The organism is Arthrobacter oryzae (genome assembly GCF_031454875.1).
GTDB classification, from domain to species: domain Bacteria; phylum Actinomycetota; class Actinomycetes; order Actinomycetales; family Micrococcaceae; genus Arthrobacter; species Arthrobacter oryzae_D.
Window position 1 is genome coordinate 375509 of sequence record NZ_JAVDRQ010000001.1, and the last position, 16048, is coordinate 391556.

15 protein-coding genes are annotated in these 16048 nt (G+C 66.2%); 9 read left to right on the plus strand and 6 right to left on the minus strand.

What is annotated here, in order from left to right:
* The first annotated feature begins 84 nt into the window (after nt 1–84).
* From J2805_RS01750 to J2805_RS01765, 4 genes are all read left to right on the plus strand, one after another.
* On the plus strand, nt 85–843 hold the full coding sequence (locus J2805_RS01750) for a LamB/YcsF family protein (protein ID WP_309968201.1): 759 nt from the start codon (nt 85–87) through the stop codon (nt 841–843).
* Nucleotides 844–983: 140 nt separating this feature from the next.
* Nucleotides 984–2321 (plus strand): MFS transporter, encoded by a 1338-nt coding sequence (locus J2805_RS01755; RefSeq protein WP_309968204.1) that lies wholly within the window; start codon nt 984–986, stop codon nt 2319–2321.
* 48 nt (nt 2322–2369) lie between these two features.
* Nucleotides 2370–4079: a 5-oxoprolinase subunit B/C family protein gene (locus tag J2805_RS01760; protein ID WP_309968206.1), complete on the plus strand. Its 1710-nt coding sequence runs from the start codon at nt 2370–2372 to the stop codon at nt 4077–4079.
* A 7-nt stretch (nt 4080–4086) separates the two neighbouring features.
* Entirely contained in the window at nt 4087–5850 is a 1764-nt protein-coding gene (locus J2805_RS01765) for an acetyl/propionyl/methylcrotonyl-CoA carboxylase subunit alpha (protein ID WP_309968210.1), read from the plus strand.
* A gap of 53 nt (nt 5851–5903) precedes the next feature.
* On the opposite strand, the gene J2805_RS01770 is transcribed toward J2805_RS01765, so the two are convergent.
* Nucleotides 5904–6716: an SDR family oxidoreductase gene (locus tag J2805_RS01770; protein WP_309968213.1), complete on the minus strand. Its 813-nt coding sequence runs from the start codon at nt 6714–6716 to the stop codon at nt 5904–5906.
* 166 nt (nt 6717–6882) lie between these two features.
* Here J2805_RS01770 and J2805_RS01775 point away from each other — a divergent pair, with 166 nt between their 5' ends.
* Nucleotides 6883–7272, plus strand: coding sequence for a nuclear transport factor 2 family protein (locus tag J2805_RS01775; RefSeq protein ID WP_309968217.1), 390 nt, complete (start codon nt 6883–6885; stop codon nt 7270–7272).
* A gap of 18 nt (nt 7273–7290) precedes the next feature.
* On the opposite strand, the gene J2805_RS01780 is transcribed toward J2805_RS01775, so the two are convergent.
* The 4 genes from J2805_RS01780 to J2805_RS01795 all read right to left on the minus strand — a co-directional run bounded on the left by J2805_RS01780 (nt 7291) and on the right by J2805_RS01795 (nt 11645).
* Nucleotides 7291–8307: a LacI family DNA-binding transcriptional regulator gene (locus J2805_RS01780; RefSeq protein ID WP_309968220.1), complete on the minus strand. Its 1017-nt coding sequence runs from the start codon at nt 8305–8307 to the stop codon at nt 7291–7293.
* A 19-nt stretch (nt 8308–8326) separates the two neighbouring features.
* Nucleotides 8327–9217, minus strand: coding sequence for a carbohydrate ABC transporter permease (locus tag J2805_RS01785; protein ID WP_396134198.1), 891 nt, complete (start codon nt 9215–9217; stop codon nt 8327–8329).
* A gap of 17 nt (nt 9218–9234) precedes the next feature.
* Nucleotides 9235–10203: a carbohydrate ABC transporter permease gene (locus J2805_RS01790; protein ID WP_309969089.1), complete on the minus strand. Its 969-nt coding sequence runs from the start codon at nt 10201–10203 to the stop codon at nt 9235–9237.
* A 113-nt stretch (nt 10204–10316) separates the two neighbouring features.
* Nucleotides 10317–11645 (minus strand): ABC transporter substrate-binding protein, encoded by a 1329-nt coding sequence (locus J2805_RS01795; protein ID WP_309968222.1) that lies wholly within the window; start codon nt 11643–11645, stop codon nt 10317–10319.
* Between the two features lie 193 nt (nt 11646–11838).
* Between J2805_RS01795 and J2805_RS01800 the strand changes: the two genes are divergently transcribed.
* Together J2805_RS01800 and J2805_RS01805 are read left to right on the plus strand one after the other, a co-directional pair.
* Nucleotides 11839–13887 (plus strand): beta-galactosidase, encoded by a 2049-nt coding sequence (locus tag J2805_RS01800; protein ID WP_309968225.1) that lies wholly within the window; start codon nt 11839–11841, stop codon nt 13885–13887.
* On the plus strand, nt 13884–14093 hold the full coding sequence (locus tag J2805_RS01805; RefSeq protein WP_309968228.1) for a hypothetical protein: 210 nt from the start codon (nt 13884–13886) through the stop codon (nt 14091–14093). Before J2805_RS01800 ends, J2805_RS01805 begins: the two co-directional genes overlap by 4 nt.
* A gap of 104 nt (nt 14094–14197) precedes the next feature.
* Here the strand turns inward: J2805_RS01805 and J2805_RS01810 are convergent, their stop codons facing one another.
* Nucleotides 14198–14563 (minus strand): ArsR/SmtB family transcription factor, encoded by a 366-nt coding sequence (locus J2805_RS01810; protein WP_309968231.1) that lies wholly within the window; start codon nt 14561–14563, stop codon nt 14198–14200.
* A 326-nt stretch (nt 14564–14889) separates the two neighbouring features.
* Between J2805_RS01810 and J2805_RS01815 the strand changes: the two genes are divergently transcribed.
* Together J2805_RS01815 and J2805_RS01820 are read left to right on the plus strand one after the other, a co-directional pair.
* Nucleotides 14890–15303, plus strand: a complete 414-nt coding sequence (locus J2805_RS01815) for a YegP family protein (protein ID WP_309968234.1) — start codon at nt 14890–14892, stop codon at nt 15301–15303.
* Entirely contained in the window at nt 15297–16016 is a 720-nt protein-coding gene (locus J2805_RS01820; protein ID WP_309968237.1) for a PAS and ANTAR domain-containing protein, read from the plus strand. Before J2805_RS01815 ends, J2805_RS01820 begins: the two co-directional genes overlap by 7 nt.
* Nucleotides 16017–16048 lie beyond the last annotated feature (32 nt).

Below are 16048 nucleotides of genomic sequence, written 5' to 3' on the forward strand. Positions count from 1 at the left end.
CACATCGTTGAATCGAAGGATCGTTGAACAATCGCTAAATTTAGTGCATCCTAGTAGGAGTAAATCGATGAGACGAGGATCACAATGGTTAGCATGGACCTGAACAGCGACGTAGGAGAATCCTTCGGCCGCTGGAATCTGGGAGACGACACGGCAATGTTCCAGTCCGTGTCCAGCGCCAACGTGGCCTGCGGTTTCCACGCAGGTGACCCCACAGTTATCCGCCGCACCTGCCGCGAAGCCGTGGCAGCCGGCATCACAATCGGTGCCCACGTGGGCTACCGCGACCTTGCCGGCTTCGGCCGCCGCTTCATGGATGTGGATCCGAACGAGCTGGCGGACGAGGTGGTCTACCAGATCGGCGCGCTGCAGGCGCTGGCTGCGACCGAGGGCGGCCGCGTCCGCTACGTCAAGCCGCACGGCGGCCTGTACAACGCGATCGTCTCCCACACCGCCCAGGCGCGTGCCGTCGTCGACGCCGTCAAGTCGGTGGACCCCGGACTGCCGATCCTTGGACTGCCCGGCTCGGAGGTGTTGCGCCTCGCGGAGGCCGCAGGGCTCCGCGGCGTTTCGGAAGCCTTCGCGGACCGCGCTTACAACCCGGACGGCTCCCTCGTCTCCCGCTCGCTCCCCGGAGCCGTTCTGCATGACCCGGCCGAAGTGGCCGAACATGTCCTGCGCATGGCCACCGACTCCGCCATCCGCGCCGTGGACGGCTCCATCCTGAAAATCGACGCAGACAGCATCTGCGTCCATGGCGATTCCCCCGGAGCAGTCGCCATGGCCGTCTCAGTCAAGACTGCACTTTCCGACGCCGGCATCAGTATCAAGCCGTTCGTCTGACCCGCTTTCGCCTAAGCCGCGTTCGCCCAGCCCCGTTAGCGCTCCGCGGAGCGGACAACTCCGCCGGGCAGCCGCGTTCCCGCAACGCCACCCCCAGTCAGCGCACAGGCAGCACCCGCCGCATACCTGAAGGAAAGACCATGACCACACACCACACGGCCGCCCGCACCGGCCGGAAAATCCCGCCCGGAGCCCTGAAGGCCTACATCGCCAGCCTCACCGGCACGTCGCTGGAGTACTACGACTTCGCCATCTACTCGGTGGCGTCGGCCCTGGTCTTCCCCAAGATCTTCTTCCCGGGCAATGACGAATTCGTCGGCCTCCTGCTCTCCTTCTCCGCCTTCGCGGTGGGCTACCTGGCACGTCCCATCGGCGGCGTAATCTTCGGCCGGCTCGGAGACAAGATTGGCCGCAAGCACGTCCTGGTGGTCACGCTCCTGCTCATCGGCATCGCCACGGTCCTGATCGGCCTGCTTCCCGACTACTCGGTGATCGGCGTCGCTGCCCCCACCATCCTGGTGCTCCTGCGCCTGGCCCAGGGCATCGGCGTCGGCGGCGAATGGGGCGGAGCCGTCCTGCTCTCCAGCGAATTCGGCGATGCCCGGAAGCGGGGCTTCTGGTCCTCCGCGGCCCAGATCGGCCCGCCGGCCGGCAACCTGATGGCCAACGGCGTCCTGGCCGTGCTGGCTGCATCCCTCAGCACCGAAGCCTTCCTCTCCTGGGGCTGGCGTGTAGCGTTCCTCGCCTCCGCACTGCTGGTGGTCTTCGGGCTGGTCATCCGCCTCAAGCTTGAGGAAACCCCGGTGTTCAAGGCGATCAAGGCCCACGGCGAACAGCCCAAGGCCCCCATCACCGAGGTGTTCCGCAAGGAACCCCGCGCCCTCGTGGCCGCGGCCCTCTCCCGCGTCTGCCCCGACGTCCTCTACGCCCTGTTCACCGTCTTCGTGGCCGTCTACGCCACCAAGGAACTCGGCATGACCACGGGCAACGTCCTCACTGCAATCCTCATCGGTTCGGCGTTCCAGCTGTTCCTGATCCCGCTGGCCGGCGCCCTCACGGACCGCTTCAACCGCCGCCTCGTGTACGGCATCGCGGCTTTGGGCACCGCCCTCTACATCCCGCTGTTCTTCCTCATGATCGAAGGCAAGTCGGTACTGATGCTGACCATCGGCGTGGTGATCGGCCTGGCCTTCCACGCCTTTATGTACGGCCCGCAGGCCGCTTACATCACCGAGCAGTTCCCGGCCCGGCTGCGCTACGCCGGCAGCTCGCTGGCCTACACGCTGGCCGGCGTGATCGGCGGCGCCGTGGCTCCGCTCATCTTCACCGCGCTCTACGCTGCCTCCGGCGACTGGTTCCTGATCGCGGCGTACCTCCTGGTGGCCTCCGCCGTGACGGTTGTGGGCCTTGCGCTCGGCCGGAACCCGCAGACCGCCGAAGAAGAGCGCCTCCTGGCGGACGCCGCCTCCCTCGCCTAAGCGGCACATAAACCCCAGCACAGAAACCCAGTTCAAGTACTGCCAACGATGGAAGCGGTAGCAATGGAAACCCTGACCGTGCACAAGGTCCTCTCGGTGCGGCCCGTGGGAACGCGGGCGGTGCTCGCGGAGCTTTCCGGAACCCAGGACGTCCTCGCCCTGCAGACCTTGCTCCTCGAATCGCCGCTGCCGGGCCAGCAGGACGTGCTGGCGGCAGCGCAGACCGTTATGGTCCGCGCGGAGTCGCCGGCGGCGGCCCGCCGCATGGGCGCACTCCTGATGGAGCTGGACCTCACGGCTCCGGTCCGGCAGGACGGCGGCCTGGTGTACATCGATACCGTGTACGACGGCGAGGACCTCGCCGAAGTGGGACGGCTCACCGGATTGGGAACGGACGGTGTCATTGAAGCCCATACCGGTCAGGTCTGGACAGTGGCTTTCGCCGGGTTCGCGCCGGGGTTCGGCTACATGGTGGGGGAGAACCAGGTGCTGGAAGTGCCGCGCCGGAGCTCACCGCGCACCGCCGTGCCCGCCGGATCGGTGGCGCTGGCAGGCAACTATTCCGCGGTGTACCCGCGGAAGTCCCCGGGCGGCTGGCAGCTGATCGGCCGCACCGGGGCCCGCATGTGGGATCTCGACCGGGCCGAGCCGGCGCTGGCCAGCCCGGGCCACCGCGTCCGGTTCCGTGCCGTCCGCGATGTGGTGACCGTGTCGCCGGAGCGCCCGGCGTCCGAGGCGGCAGCGGCCGTCGGGGCGGGCCGGGAACCCGCTTCCGGGCTGCGGATCGTTTCCCCCGGGCTGCAAAGCCTCATCCAGGACCTCGGCCGGCACGGTCATTCCGCCCTGGGCGTGTCCGCCGCCGGTGCGCTGGACCGCGCCTCGCTGCGCCGGGCCAACCGGCTCGTGGGCAACGCACCCTCGGCCGCAGCCATCGAAAGCGTGGCAGGCGGACTCAGGGTGCAGGCGGTCGGAGACCAGGTCCTGGCCGTCGCGGGGGCGCCGTCGGCGCTCACCGTCGACTCGCCGTTGGACGCTGAATCCGACGCCGACGCTGACCAGCCGCGTCAGCGTAACGTTCCCATGGCCACGCCGTTCGCCCTGCTCGACGGCGAAATCCTGACCCTGGGTGCTCCCGAGGCCGGCTTCCGCAGCTACCTTGCGGTGCGCGGCGGGGTGGACACCGCGCCGGTGCTGGGCAGCAGGTCCACGGACACCATGTCCGGTATCGGGCCGGCGCCGCTTGCTGCCGGCCAGGTCCTCGCCTCCGGCGACGTCACCGACTCCGGCGTCGTTGGCAATCCCGAAATCCAGCCGGACTTTCCCCGGGACGGTGTGACGGTGCTGGACATCGTGCCCGGTCCGCGCGCCGACTGGTTCGACGAGGCTGCCCTCAAGTCCCTGTGCGGGCAGGACTGGGTGGTGAAACCGCAGTCCAACCGCGTGGGCATGCGGCTGGACGGCACGCCCCTGGAACGCAGCCGGCAAGGCGAACTGCCCAGTGAAGGCACCGTAGCCGGAGCCATCCAGGTCCCGCCCGAAGGCCTCCCGGTGCTCTTCCTGGCCGACCATCCCATCACGGGCGGGTACCCGGTGATCGGTGTGGTGGTGGACCACCAGCTTGACCTGGCCGCCCAGGTGCCGATCGGCGGCAGCATCCGCTTCCGCCGCGTGCCCGACCGGAACTCTACTGACCAGACTTCTCCTGACCAGGCTTCCCCCGACAAGACGTCCCCTGACCATACTTCCCAAGAAAAGTGAGTAACTGATGCGCAAGGTCCTGATCGCCAACCGTGGTGAAATCGCCGTCCGGATTGCCCGAGCCTGCGAGGACGCCCGGCTGGAATCCGTCGCCGTGTACGCAGACATCGACGCCGATGCCATCCACGTCGGCGCCGCCAGCGAAGCCTTCAGCCTGGACGGGAACTCCCCGGCCGACACGTACCTAAACATCCCCAAGCTGCTGGACGTGGCGGAAAGGGCAGGAGCGGACGCCGTCCATCCCGGTTACGGCTTCCTGTCCGAGAACGCCGATTTTGCCCAGGCTGTGCTGGACGCCGGACTCGCCTGGATCGGTCCTACCCCTGAGGCCATCAGGCAGCTCGGCAACAAGATCACCGCCCGCGAGATCGCGGTCCGCGCCGGAGCCCCGCTCGTGGCCGGCAGCGACGGTCCGGTGGATTCGGCGGCGGAGGCCCGCGCCTTCGCCGAGCAGCACGGCCTGCCCATCGCCATCAAGGCAGCTTTTGGCGGCGGCGGCCGCGGGCTGAAGGTGGTCCGGAACATGGACCAGATCGAGGAAGCCTTCGACTCCGCCGTCCGCGAGGCCGTGGCAGCCTTCGGACGCGGCGAATGCTTCGTGGAACGGTACCTGGACCGCCCGCGGCACGTCGAGGCCCAGGTCCTGGCAGACACGCACGGCAACGTCGTGGTCGTCGGAACCCGCGACTGCTCCCTCCAGCGCCGGCACCAGAAGCTCGTCGAGGAAGCGCCTGCACCGTTCCTCAGCGACGACCAGCGGCAGCAGATCTACGACGCCGCCAAGGCAGTCTGCCGGGAAGCAGGCTATTCCGGCGCCGGCACCGTGGAATTCCTGGTCGCCGCCGACGGCACGGTGGCGTTCCTGGAGGTGAACACCCGGCTGCAGGTGGAGCACCCCATCACCGAGGAAACCACCGGGATCGACCTGGTCCAGGAGCAGTTCCGGATTGCCGCCGGGGAACACCTGCGCATCACTGCGGACCCGGTGCCCCGCGGCCACTCCTTCGAGTTCCGGCTCAACGCCGAGGATGTGGGGCGCGGCTTCCTGCCCTCGCCGGGCACCATCGCAGAGTTCCGCGGCCCCACCGGACCGGGCATCCGCCTGGACACGGGCGTCCGTTCCGGTTCCTTCGTGGCACCGCAGTTCGACTCCCTCCTGGCCAAGCTGATCGTCACCGGCGCGGACCGGCAACAGGCACTGCGCCGGGCACGCCGCGCCCTCGCCGAAATGGAGATCACCGGCGTGGCCACCGTGCTGCCGTTCCACCGGGCCGTGCTTGAGTCCCCGGATTTCACCTCCGAGACCGCGCTGGGGATCCACACCCGCTGGATCGAAACCGACTTCGCGGACCGGATCCCGGCGGACCCCGGCTACAGCACCGACGTGCCCGACGGCGAACGCCGCACCATCACGGTCGACGTGGACGGCCGCCGCCTGGCCGTCGGCCTTCCCGCGGACCTGCTGGACGGCTGGGCAAGCTCCGGCGCGGCCCTCCCCGCCGGCGTCTCGCTGGATTCCGACGGCGGCACCATCTCATCCGGCGCGGCCGCCGCCGATCCGGAGGAGCTGCGTGCCGACATGGCCGGAACGGTAGTGAAGTGGCTCGTGGAGCCGGGCGCCGAAGTGGCGGCGGGGGACGCCGTCGTCGTTTTGGAAGCGATGAAGATGGAGACGCAGGTTGCGGCGCACCGCGACGGAACGGTGACCGGCATCCGTACCAAAGCCGGCGGCGTGGTTGCTGCCGGGGCGGTGCTGGCGCTGATCGGGTAGTTCCTGCTCGCACGCCGCTGCGCGCGCCACCTGGATCCGGGTTCCTGTTCCGCCTAGTTTGTTTCCCGCCATTCGTGGGCGGTGATGTGGGAGCCGGCCTGCGGCCCCATCTGCAGCATGCCGCCGTCCACGGCCCAGGAGGCACCGGTGACATAACTCGAAGCGGGGGATGCAAGGAACACCACAACGGCGGCCACCTCCCGGGCATCGCCCGGCCGTCCCAGGGGGATGCCCGGCCGGTCAGTCGCCGTGGGGTCCTGGTCGGTTTGTCCCGTCATCGGGGTGGCGATCTCACCCGGAGCGACGCTGTTGGCCGTGATGCCGAACCTGGCAAGTTCCAGTGCCATCGTTTTCACCAGCCCGCCGAGTCCATGCTTGGACGCATCGTAGGCCGCAGCGCCCACCCGGGGCTGCGATTCGTGGACGCTTGTCACGGCGATGATGCGGCCGCCGTGACCCGCCAGGACCATGCGGCGGGCCGCGGCCTGCATACACACGAATGCACCGTTCAGGTTCGTGTTCAATGTCCTCATCCAAGTGTCCACGTCAAGGTCCAGAAACATCACGCCGTCGCCTGTGCCGGCGTTGTTGACGAAGACATCCACTCCGCCCAGATCGTCCGCGAGGGCGTCGATGACAGCAGCAGAGCCGGCGATGTCCGTGGTGTCTAATTGCCGGATCGCGGTGCCCCGGCCGAGGGCGCGGATCTCTTCCGCTGTGTCCTGGGCGCCCTGCTGGTCGGAGTGCCAGGTGATGCCGACGTCCAGCCCGGCGCGGGCCAGTGCGACCGCGATGGCCCGCCCGATTCCAGAGTCCGAACCCGTGACGATCGCGGTGGCCGGCGTAAATCCGACGGTGTCTTCCATAGTGCCGCCCTTCGTTGGGTGATCTGTTCCGGAAGCTTATATAGTAAGCATGCTTTCCAATTATCTGAAATGGGTTTGGCCAATACCGTGGTGCGGGCCGGGGGTTCAGGAGGACAATGCGAGGCGTTAGCAGCACGTAAAATCCTGCAGGAATCGGGGCCAGGCTGTGGATGAAACCAGCACCAACGAGAAGGTAGTCAACCGGCTGATCGGCTGCATCAACGACCGGCACATCGAGGTCATGGACGAGCTGTTCCATGACGACGCGGTGATGCACTGGCCGCAATCCGGCGAACTGGTGCGCGGCGCGGAAAACCGCCGGAGAATCTACAACGCCTTCCCGCAGCTGCCTATTATCACCCCACACCGCCTGCTCAGCGGCGGGAACATGGTGGTTGCGGAGGCCACTCTGGACTACGACGGACCGCAGTATGAAACAGTGTTCATTTTCGAATTTCGGGACGGCCGCATCGCCAAGGAAACCGCCTACTGGAGCGAGGCCTTCGAAGCGCCCGAATGGCGTGCCCAGTGGGTGGAGAAGGGTCAGGCGAAGTAGACGCCGATCCGTTTTCCCTCAGGCGGACTCGCGGACCACCAGTTCCGTGGGAATGGTCATCGCCGCCGGCCGCTCGCCGTCAATCACGGCAAGGAGCAGCCGGACCATCTCCGCGCTGATCCGTTCGAAGGGCTGCCGGACCGTAGTCAGCGTGGGCACGGTGGTGGCGGAGACCTTGATGTCGTCAAACCCGGCAACGGCCACGTCCGCCGGAATGCGGCGGCCGGCCTCCTTGAGCACCTCGATTGCGCCGAGCGCCATGAGGTCGTTCGCCGCGAAGACGGCGTCTACGTCGGGAGCACGGTTGAGGATGTCCCGCATGCCTTTCGCGCCGCTTTCCCTGCTGTAGTCCCCGAAGGCAATCAGGTTCTCGTCGGCGTCGGCGCCCTGGTGGTTACGGTACGCATCCAGGCGCCGGATGCCGCCGGAAGTGTCCTGCGGCCCCGCAATGGTGGCGATCCGCTTGCGGCCGCCGTCGCTCAGGTGGCGGAGAACGTCGAGGGCACCTTCGTAATCGTCGGCGGCCACGTATCCCATCTTCTTTTCGAAGCCGAGGGGCACACCACACGCGATGGCGGGGATGTTGGCGCTGACGATCTCGGAGATGATGCCCTTCCGGGTGGCGTGCGAGGACACCAGCAGGACGCCGTCCACATGCCCGGCGGTGAGGAACTCGGTGGCCCGGCGCTGCTCGTCGTCGGTGCCGGCCATGATCAGCACCAGCGGGATGTCGTGCACGGCCAGGGCATCGGCCGCCCCGCGCATCAGGACCGCGAAGTTCGGGTCCTCAAACAGGCGGTCGTGCGACTCGGTGAGCAGGAACGCCACCGAATTTGCCCGGTTGGTGGCGAGGCTCCTGGCATGCGGATTGACCCGGTACCCGGTCTTCTTGATGGCGGCATTCACGGCCGCCAAAGCCGGAGGACTGACCCAGTGCCCGCCGTTGAGAACCCGGGAAACCGTGCCACGTGAGACGCCCGCTTCCCTGGCGACGTCGTCGATCTTGGGGCGGTTCTTGGCGGGAGGCTGAGACATGGCTAAAGCCTATCCGGGGCTAAGCCTTCACCGCACCGGCGGCCAGGTCGACCCGCCAGTAGCGCTGAAGGAGAAGGAACATGATGACGAGCGGAACGATGGACAGCAGGGCGCCCGTGAGCACCAGCGTGTACAGGGCGGGGGCGGAGGCGCCCTGGTTGAGCAGGCCATTCAGGCCCACCGTGATGGGGAACAGGTGGTCGTCGCCGAGCATGATGTACGGCAGCATGAAGTTGTTCCAGATGGCCACGAACTGGAACAGGAAAATGGTCACCAGTCCCGGCAGCATCATGGGCATCGCAATGCGGTTGAAGATGTACATTTCCTTGGCGCCTTCGGTGCGGGCCGCCTCGATGACATCGCCGGGCACGGAGGCTGCGGCGTAGATCCGGGCCAGGTAGATGCCGTACGGGCTGATGATCTGGGGGAGCAGCACGGACCAGTACGTGTTGGTCAGTCCGGCCTGGGCGAGCATCAGGTACTGCGGGATGGCCAGGATGACGCCGGGCACCAGCACACCCATGAGCAGGATCTTGAAGATTCCGGCCTTGCCGGGGAAATCGAACTTGGCCAGGACATAGCCGGACAGTGCCGAGATCCAGGTGGAGACCACGGCGCCGACGCCGGCATAGAGAGCCGTGTTGAGCATCCAGCGCCAGAACAGTCCGTCGCGGTAGGCGGTGAGTTCCACGATGTTGTCCCACAGGTGCGTGCTGGGCGCGAGCGTGAACGTGGAGAAGAGCTCCGTGCCGCTCTTGCTGGCCGCGGCGAGGACCCACAGGACAGGGAACAGGCAGTACAGGGCGCCGAGGATCAGGATGCCGGTGGAGAGGAAGCTGGGCTTTTCGCGAAGCTCGTTGGCGCCGGCGGCGCTGGCCTTGGTGGGATTGCCCCGGGCTGTCTTGCGGATGGCAGTGGTGGTCACGGTCAGTTCTCCTGTCCGAAGGCCCGCTTCTGCACCACGCGCAGGAACAGGAAGGAAATGATGAAGGTGGCGGCGGCGATCACGATGCTGGTCGCGGCGGCCGAAAAGACGTCGTTGCGGGTGAACGCATCGCGGTACACGAGCATGAGCGGGGACCAGCTTGTGGAGAGGCTGTTGGCCAGCGGACGCAGCGTGGTGGGTTCGGCGAAGACCTGGAGGGTGGCGATCATCGAGAACAGGGCGGTCATCACGAGCGCCGGGGCGATGATCGGGATCTTGATCCGCAGGGCCGTCTGCACTTCGGAGCAGCCGTCCAGCTTGGCCGCCTCGTAGATCTCGGTGGGAACCGCCTTGAGCGACGTGTACATCACGATCATGTTGAAGCCGACGCCGCCCCAGAGCGCGATGTTGCAGATGGCGAAGGTCACCAGGTTGGGGTCCAGCAGGGACGGGAGCTCCACGCCCAGCTGGCGCGCCACGAAATGGAACGGGCTGACGCCGGGCAGGTAGAGGAAGCCCCAGAGCAGCGAGCTGATCACGGCCGGAACGGCGTAGGGCAGGAAGATGGCGGTCCGGGAGAAGTTCCCTGCCCGGGTGCGCCGGGAGTCCAGCAGCAAGGCGAACAGCAGGGCGAAGCCAAGCATGAGGGGGATGAGGATGACGCCGTACAGCAGCACGCGGAGGACGCTGGCCGTGAATTCGGGATCGGTGAGGGCGCTGACGTAGTTGTCCAGGCCGGCGAAGACCTGGCTCTGCGAGTTCTTGCCGAGGCCCAGCCCGCTGACCTTCTTCTTCTGGAAGCTCAGGAACAGGGTATAGACGATCGGGGCCGCCATAAAGACGAGGAACAGGATGATGCCCGGGGCGAGCATCGCGTAGGGGACGAGCACCCGGGACTTGAAGTTCTTCGCCCGCCGGGGGGAGCCGGGCGCTGCGGTTTTCGCCGCCGGGCCGGTCCTGGTCACGGTCATTGCCACGGGTGCACTTCCTTGCGTAGTTTTCGGTGGGGCTGGGTTGTTGCGTTGGGAGGTCCTTTGGGAGGGCGCAGGGACGCCCTCCCAAAGGAAATGAACACGTTGACTGGCTACTTGACCGTGAAGCCGGTCTTCTTCAGGTCATCGACCGTCACCTGCTGCATGCTCTTCACGGCATCCAGGAAGGTGCTCTTCTGCTTCGACTGGGCGGCCTTCGCGAACTGGTCATTGTAGGCGTTGAACGTGACGTTGACGTTGGGGCCGTAGGTGAAGGAACCGACGTTCTGCGCCGCCTCGCCCACTACCTTGTAGAAGTCGGGCTGGTTGCTGAAGAACTCAGGGGCCTCGGTCAGGGCGGATTCCGCGCCGGCGGAGTCTGCCGGATAGATTCCGGTCTCGGTGACCAGGGCCTTGACGGCCTCCGGGTCCGTGTTCAGCCAGGTGGCGAACTTCGCTGCGGCATCCACGTTCTTGGACTGTGACGTCACGGCGGTGGAGGACCCGCCCCAGTTGCCCGTGGCGGGGTTGGCGGCGTCCCACTGCGGCATGGGCGCGGCCTTCCACCGGCCGGCGGTGGCGCCGGCGTTGCCAGCCAGCACGCCCGGACCCCACGCGGCGCTGAGCCAGCCCACCTGCTTGCCGGTGTTCAGCGCGGTGTTCCACTCGGGCGTGTACATCGGCTTGTTGTCGATGACGCCGTCCTGGACCAGGCCGCCCCAGTACCCGGCCACCTTCTGCGTGGGATCTTCGTCCACCTTGACGCTCCAGGCCTCGCCGTCGATGCCCCACCAGGAGGCTCCGGCCTGCTGGGCCATGCCGGTGAACCAGCCGGCGTCATTGGAGGAGAACGTCCCCAGGTACGCTTCGGGGTCGGAAGCGTGGACGGCCTTGGCCGCCTCCGCGTATTCATCCCAGGTCCTGGGAACGGATAGGCCCAGCTTCTCGAACACGTCAGCGCGGTAGTAGAACACCATGGGACCGGTGTCCTGCGGTACCGAGTACAGCGCTTCGCCGCCCAGGGTCACGGAGTTCCACACGCCGTCGGGGAAGTGGCTCTTGGTTTCGTTGGCTTCCGTGCCGGACAGATCCGCCAGTGCATCAGCTGCGACCAGGGTGGGGATCTTCTGGTATTCGGCCTGGATGAGGTCGGGGGCGCCGCTGCCGGCCTTCACTGCGGTGAGCAGCTTGGTGACTGCGGGATCTCCGCCATCCTGCTTGTTAACGGTGACGTGGATGTTCGGGTTCTTTTGGTTCCAAAGGTCCACCACCTTGTCCAGGTTCGGCGCCCAGGCCCAGTAAGTGAGTTCCACTTTCTGGTTGGGGTTGCTTGCGGCTGACTCCGCCGCGGAACCTGTTCCCGCTCCGCCCGAGCATCCTGCGGTGAGCATGGCGGCCGCTGCGAGCATGGCTACGGCGCCTGCACGAAATGACTTGCGCATTCCGTCCTCCTTGTCGAAAAGCTTGATGGTCTGTCTGAATTATCACTGCTCATCCGAACCAAGGCCGCATGACTGTGAGCGGTTCCAGTTATCCACACAACTGTGATGTGTGTCAATGGTGAATCCCCCCTAGCTTCCAAACTTTCCACTGTGATAGAACTGGGACCGCACACAGTTCTAAGGAGACCAGGAAATGACAGACGTCCTTCAGCGCACCGCTCCCCGGAGCGCGCCGGCCCCGTGGCTGCAGCGTCCGGCCGGGCTCTGCTATGGCGGGGACTACAACCCCGAACAGTGGCCGCGGGAGGTCTGGGTCGAAGACATCGCGCTGATGAAGGAGGCCGGGATCAACCTGGTCAGCGTCGGCATCTTCTCGTGGGTCCTGCTGGAGCCCCGCGAGGGCGAATATGACTTCGAATGGCTTGATCACCTGATGGACCTGCTCGCCGGCGCCGGAATCAGCGTGGACCTGGGCACGCCCACGGCAGCGCCGCCCGCCTGGTTCTGGAAAAAATATCCGCAGGGACGGCCCGTCACCCGCGAGGGTGTACCGCTGGGCAGCGGATCCCGCGGCATGGCCAGCCCCAGTTCGCCTGAATACCTGCGCGCGGCCACCAACATCACCGAACAGCTCGCCCGGCGCTACGGATCCCATCCCGCGCTGGTGCTGTGGCACGTGCACAACGAGTATGGCGCCCCGGTCAGCGACTCCTACGACGAGTACTCCGTGGCGGCCTTCCGTGAGTGGTTGCAGGAACGATACGGCAGCCTTGATGCCCTCAACCAGGCCTGGGGAACCCTGTTCTGGGGCCAGAAATACGGCGAATGGGACGAAATCGACGCTCCCCGGATCGCCGCCAGTGTCAGCAACCAGGCCCAGCGCCTGGACTTCCGCCGGTTCACCTCGGACGCGCTGCTCAAATGCTTCATCGCCGAACGGGACGTGATCCGCCAATACACGCCGGAGCTGCCGGTCACCACCAACTTCATGGCCACCAACTGCCTCGCCGCGGACTACTGGAAGTGGAGCCGCGAGGTGGACATCGTCTCCAACGACCACTACCTGGCGGCCGAACGCACGGACAACCACATCCTGCTCTCCATGGACGCCGACCTCACCCGATCGCTGGCCGGCAACCGGCCCTGGATGCTCATGGAGCACTCCACCGGGGCCGTGAACTGGCAGGGACGCAACATCGCCAAGCGCCCCGGCGAACTGGCCCGCAACAGCATCTCCCACCTGGCCCGCGGTGCTGATGCCGTGATGTTCTTCCAGTTCCGGGCTTCCCGGTTCGGGGCCGAGAAGTTCCACTCCGCGATGCTTCCGCACGCAGGAACCGGTACCCGGATCTGGCGCGAAGTCCTGGAACTCGGCGATGACCTGAAGAAGCTGTCGGCCGTGAAAGGCTCCACCGTCCAGGCCCGGGTGGCGATCCTCTGGGACGTGGAATCGTTCTGGGCCCAGGACCTGGAATGGCGCCCCAGCAGCGACCTGAACCACCGCGAACGCATCGAGGCCTATTACTCGGTGCTGTGGGAACACGGGATCACCGCCGACTTTGCCCACCCCGAAGCCGACCTCTCCGGCTACGACCTGGTCCTCGCCCCCGCCCTGTACCTGGTCGGAGACACAGCGGCGGCGAACCTGCGGGACTATGTCGACGGCGGCGGGCACCTGCTGGTCTCCTACTTCTCCGGCATCGTCGACTTCAACGACACCGTTCCAGACGGCGCGTCACCCGGCGGGCTCCGCGACGTCCTGGGACTGGAAATCCACGAGTTCCTGCCTCTCCGCGCCGGAGAGACGGCCAACCTCAGCAACGGGAGTGCCGGCGTCGTGTGGGCGGAAGACATCCATCCCGCCACGGCAACCGTGGTGGCCAGCTATCTGGACGGCCCGGCCGCCTCAGGTCCGGCCATCACGCGCAACGCCTTCGGCGCCGGTACCGCCTGGTACGTCTCCACCAAGCTCGACGGCGGCGACCTCACCGCCGTCGTACTGGACGCTGTCCGGGCCGCCGGACTGGAAGCTGCCCCCAAGCTGCCCGCAGGCCTGGAAGTGATCACCCGCAGCAACTCGACGGACAGCTTCACTTTCCTCATCAACCACTCCGACGCGGAGGTCGAATACCCGGCCAGGGGACGCGACCTGCTCACCGGAGAACCGTCCGCCCCCGTGGCCGTCATCCCCGGCGGCACCGTGCGCGTCATCCACTCGCAGGAAGGAAGGCACACCTCATGAACACCACCACTGAAGTACTCGAAGTGAAAGTGGACACGGCCCGGCACCTCGAGGAACGGCTCAATGACGCCGTCCGGAACCTGCAGGACGTGGCCGTCCGTACCCGTAAACATGGAATCCTGGTTACCCGGCTCAACCCGGGCCACTACACGGTGTCGCTCAGCGACAAGGTGCCATTCGGGATCACCCGCGAACAGAGCCGCTAGGCGGGGAGGCGAAAAAGCCCCCCAAGGCTGGCCGGAGGCAGAACGGGGCAAAACAAAAGGACGAAGGGTGGGCCGCGGCCCACCCTTCGCCCTTCAATGCAGTCTTAGCGGACGGCCGCTTCCCTGGCGGGTTCGTCCAGCGCCATCAGGGTCAGGCGCGTCGATTGCAGCACCGTTCCCAGCAGCGAGCGGGCCGCCAGGAGCAGCATGCTTACTTCGGGGCAGGACAGTTCGTAGAACAGCCTGCCTTCCTGGCGTGAAGCGGTGATCAGCCGCTGGCGGCGGAGCACGCCGAGGTGCTGGGACAGATTCGAGGCCTCGAGGCCGGTGTCGTCGCGGAGCCGGCTCACGGCCACCGGGCCGTCGACAAGCATTTCCAGGACCTGCACCCGGGCAGGGTGCCCCATGGATTTAAAAAGTTCGGCCTTAACGTCACTCGGGACCAGAGCTACGGGCAGATCGTCCTTCATCGGGCCTCCCTCCTTACATCCAATGTGCGGCATAAGCCGTGGTCCAACGGTTAAAAGACTAGGACAGACAGAAAAGTCTGTCTTGCAACCGGCCCTACTAACTCGATTTCCCATGTACATCGTAGCCCTCGGAGATCCTCCGCGCGGCGGGCTTTCGGTTAGTGGCCACCCCTTGCGCGCACGGGTGGAGTAGTTCAGACTTTCATGAATTCATCAATTCGCTCCGGCAGATCACAGTTCGCCGGCAACCCATGGATGGATTCAGGCTGCTTCCGCTGACAACGAGGTCACGGAAGTCGGCATGATCCCAAGCTCAGGAGGGCTCAATGGCAGGCATGTTCGAAATATTCGCCGACTCAGATTCTTCCTTCAGGTTTCAACTGACAGCTCCGGACGGAACAGTCATGGCGCTCTCCAAGCCCTTCCCGGACAAGCGGGCAGCGGTGGCTGGCATTGCCGAGGTGCGGGAGTACGCCGGGATGGGCTTCGTCACCGAAATTCCGGCTCCGGCCACGGAAATCATTTCCGAAAACACGACGGCGCCGGGAGGCGAAGCTGCGGACAGGCGGAAAGCCATTCCCGCGGGGTCGTTTAACCCGGCCAGGCTTCCGCGGGCACGGGTTTCCTCCGCAGCGCGCGCCCTCGGCGGGCGGGCGGCGAGCCGGAAACAGCAGATCCTGGTCCGATGGGGGCAATCCCTGGGATCGGGAGGCGGCGTAGCCGAGTTCCGTACGTGTTGAGATCCATGGCCGCGCGGGACACCCCGGAGGCGTATCCCACGGCCCTTGCGGGCGCGGATTGCATCGTCGGAACGTTCCGCTTCGACGCGGCCAGCGGCAAGGTGGACTGGTCCGAGGAGGTTTACCTCATCCACGGCTATTGCCGCGGCGAAATTGTGCCCACCCTCGATCTTTTCCTCTCCCACAAGCACCCGGACGACCGGACGCGCAGCCGTGAGATCTTCGCCCGGGCACGAAAGACCGGTGGCACTTTCTACAGTTACGACCGGCTCATCGACGCGCGCCTCCGCGAGCACAGGATCCTGACCACAGGTGAAGCCGTGCTCGACGAGTTGGGCAGATTAAGCCACATCGACGCATTTGTCATTGACCTCACCAGGACGCTGCAGAAGGAGACCGAAGCATTCGCCAGGGCGGCTGTCGCCGCGGCCAACGCGAGCCGCAGCACCATAGAACAGGCCAAAGGCATCCTGATGGGCGCCCTGCATATCGGTTTGGAGGAGGCATTCAAGCTGCTCGTCAGCCACAGCCAGCACAGCAATACCAAGCTGGCCAGGACGGCCGCTGAGCTTGTGGACCTTGCCAACAGCGCCAAGGATCCTGCCCTGCTGGACTGCTTTATCCAGGCGCTCCACCGCGGCCCTGTGCGGCACCGGTCCAGGATTATCGGCACGAACCGGCACCATGTGAAGCGCTCGCAGCGTTCCATGTAGCGTTTAGGTAGACCGCGAACAGATACCACAGC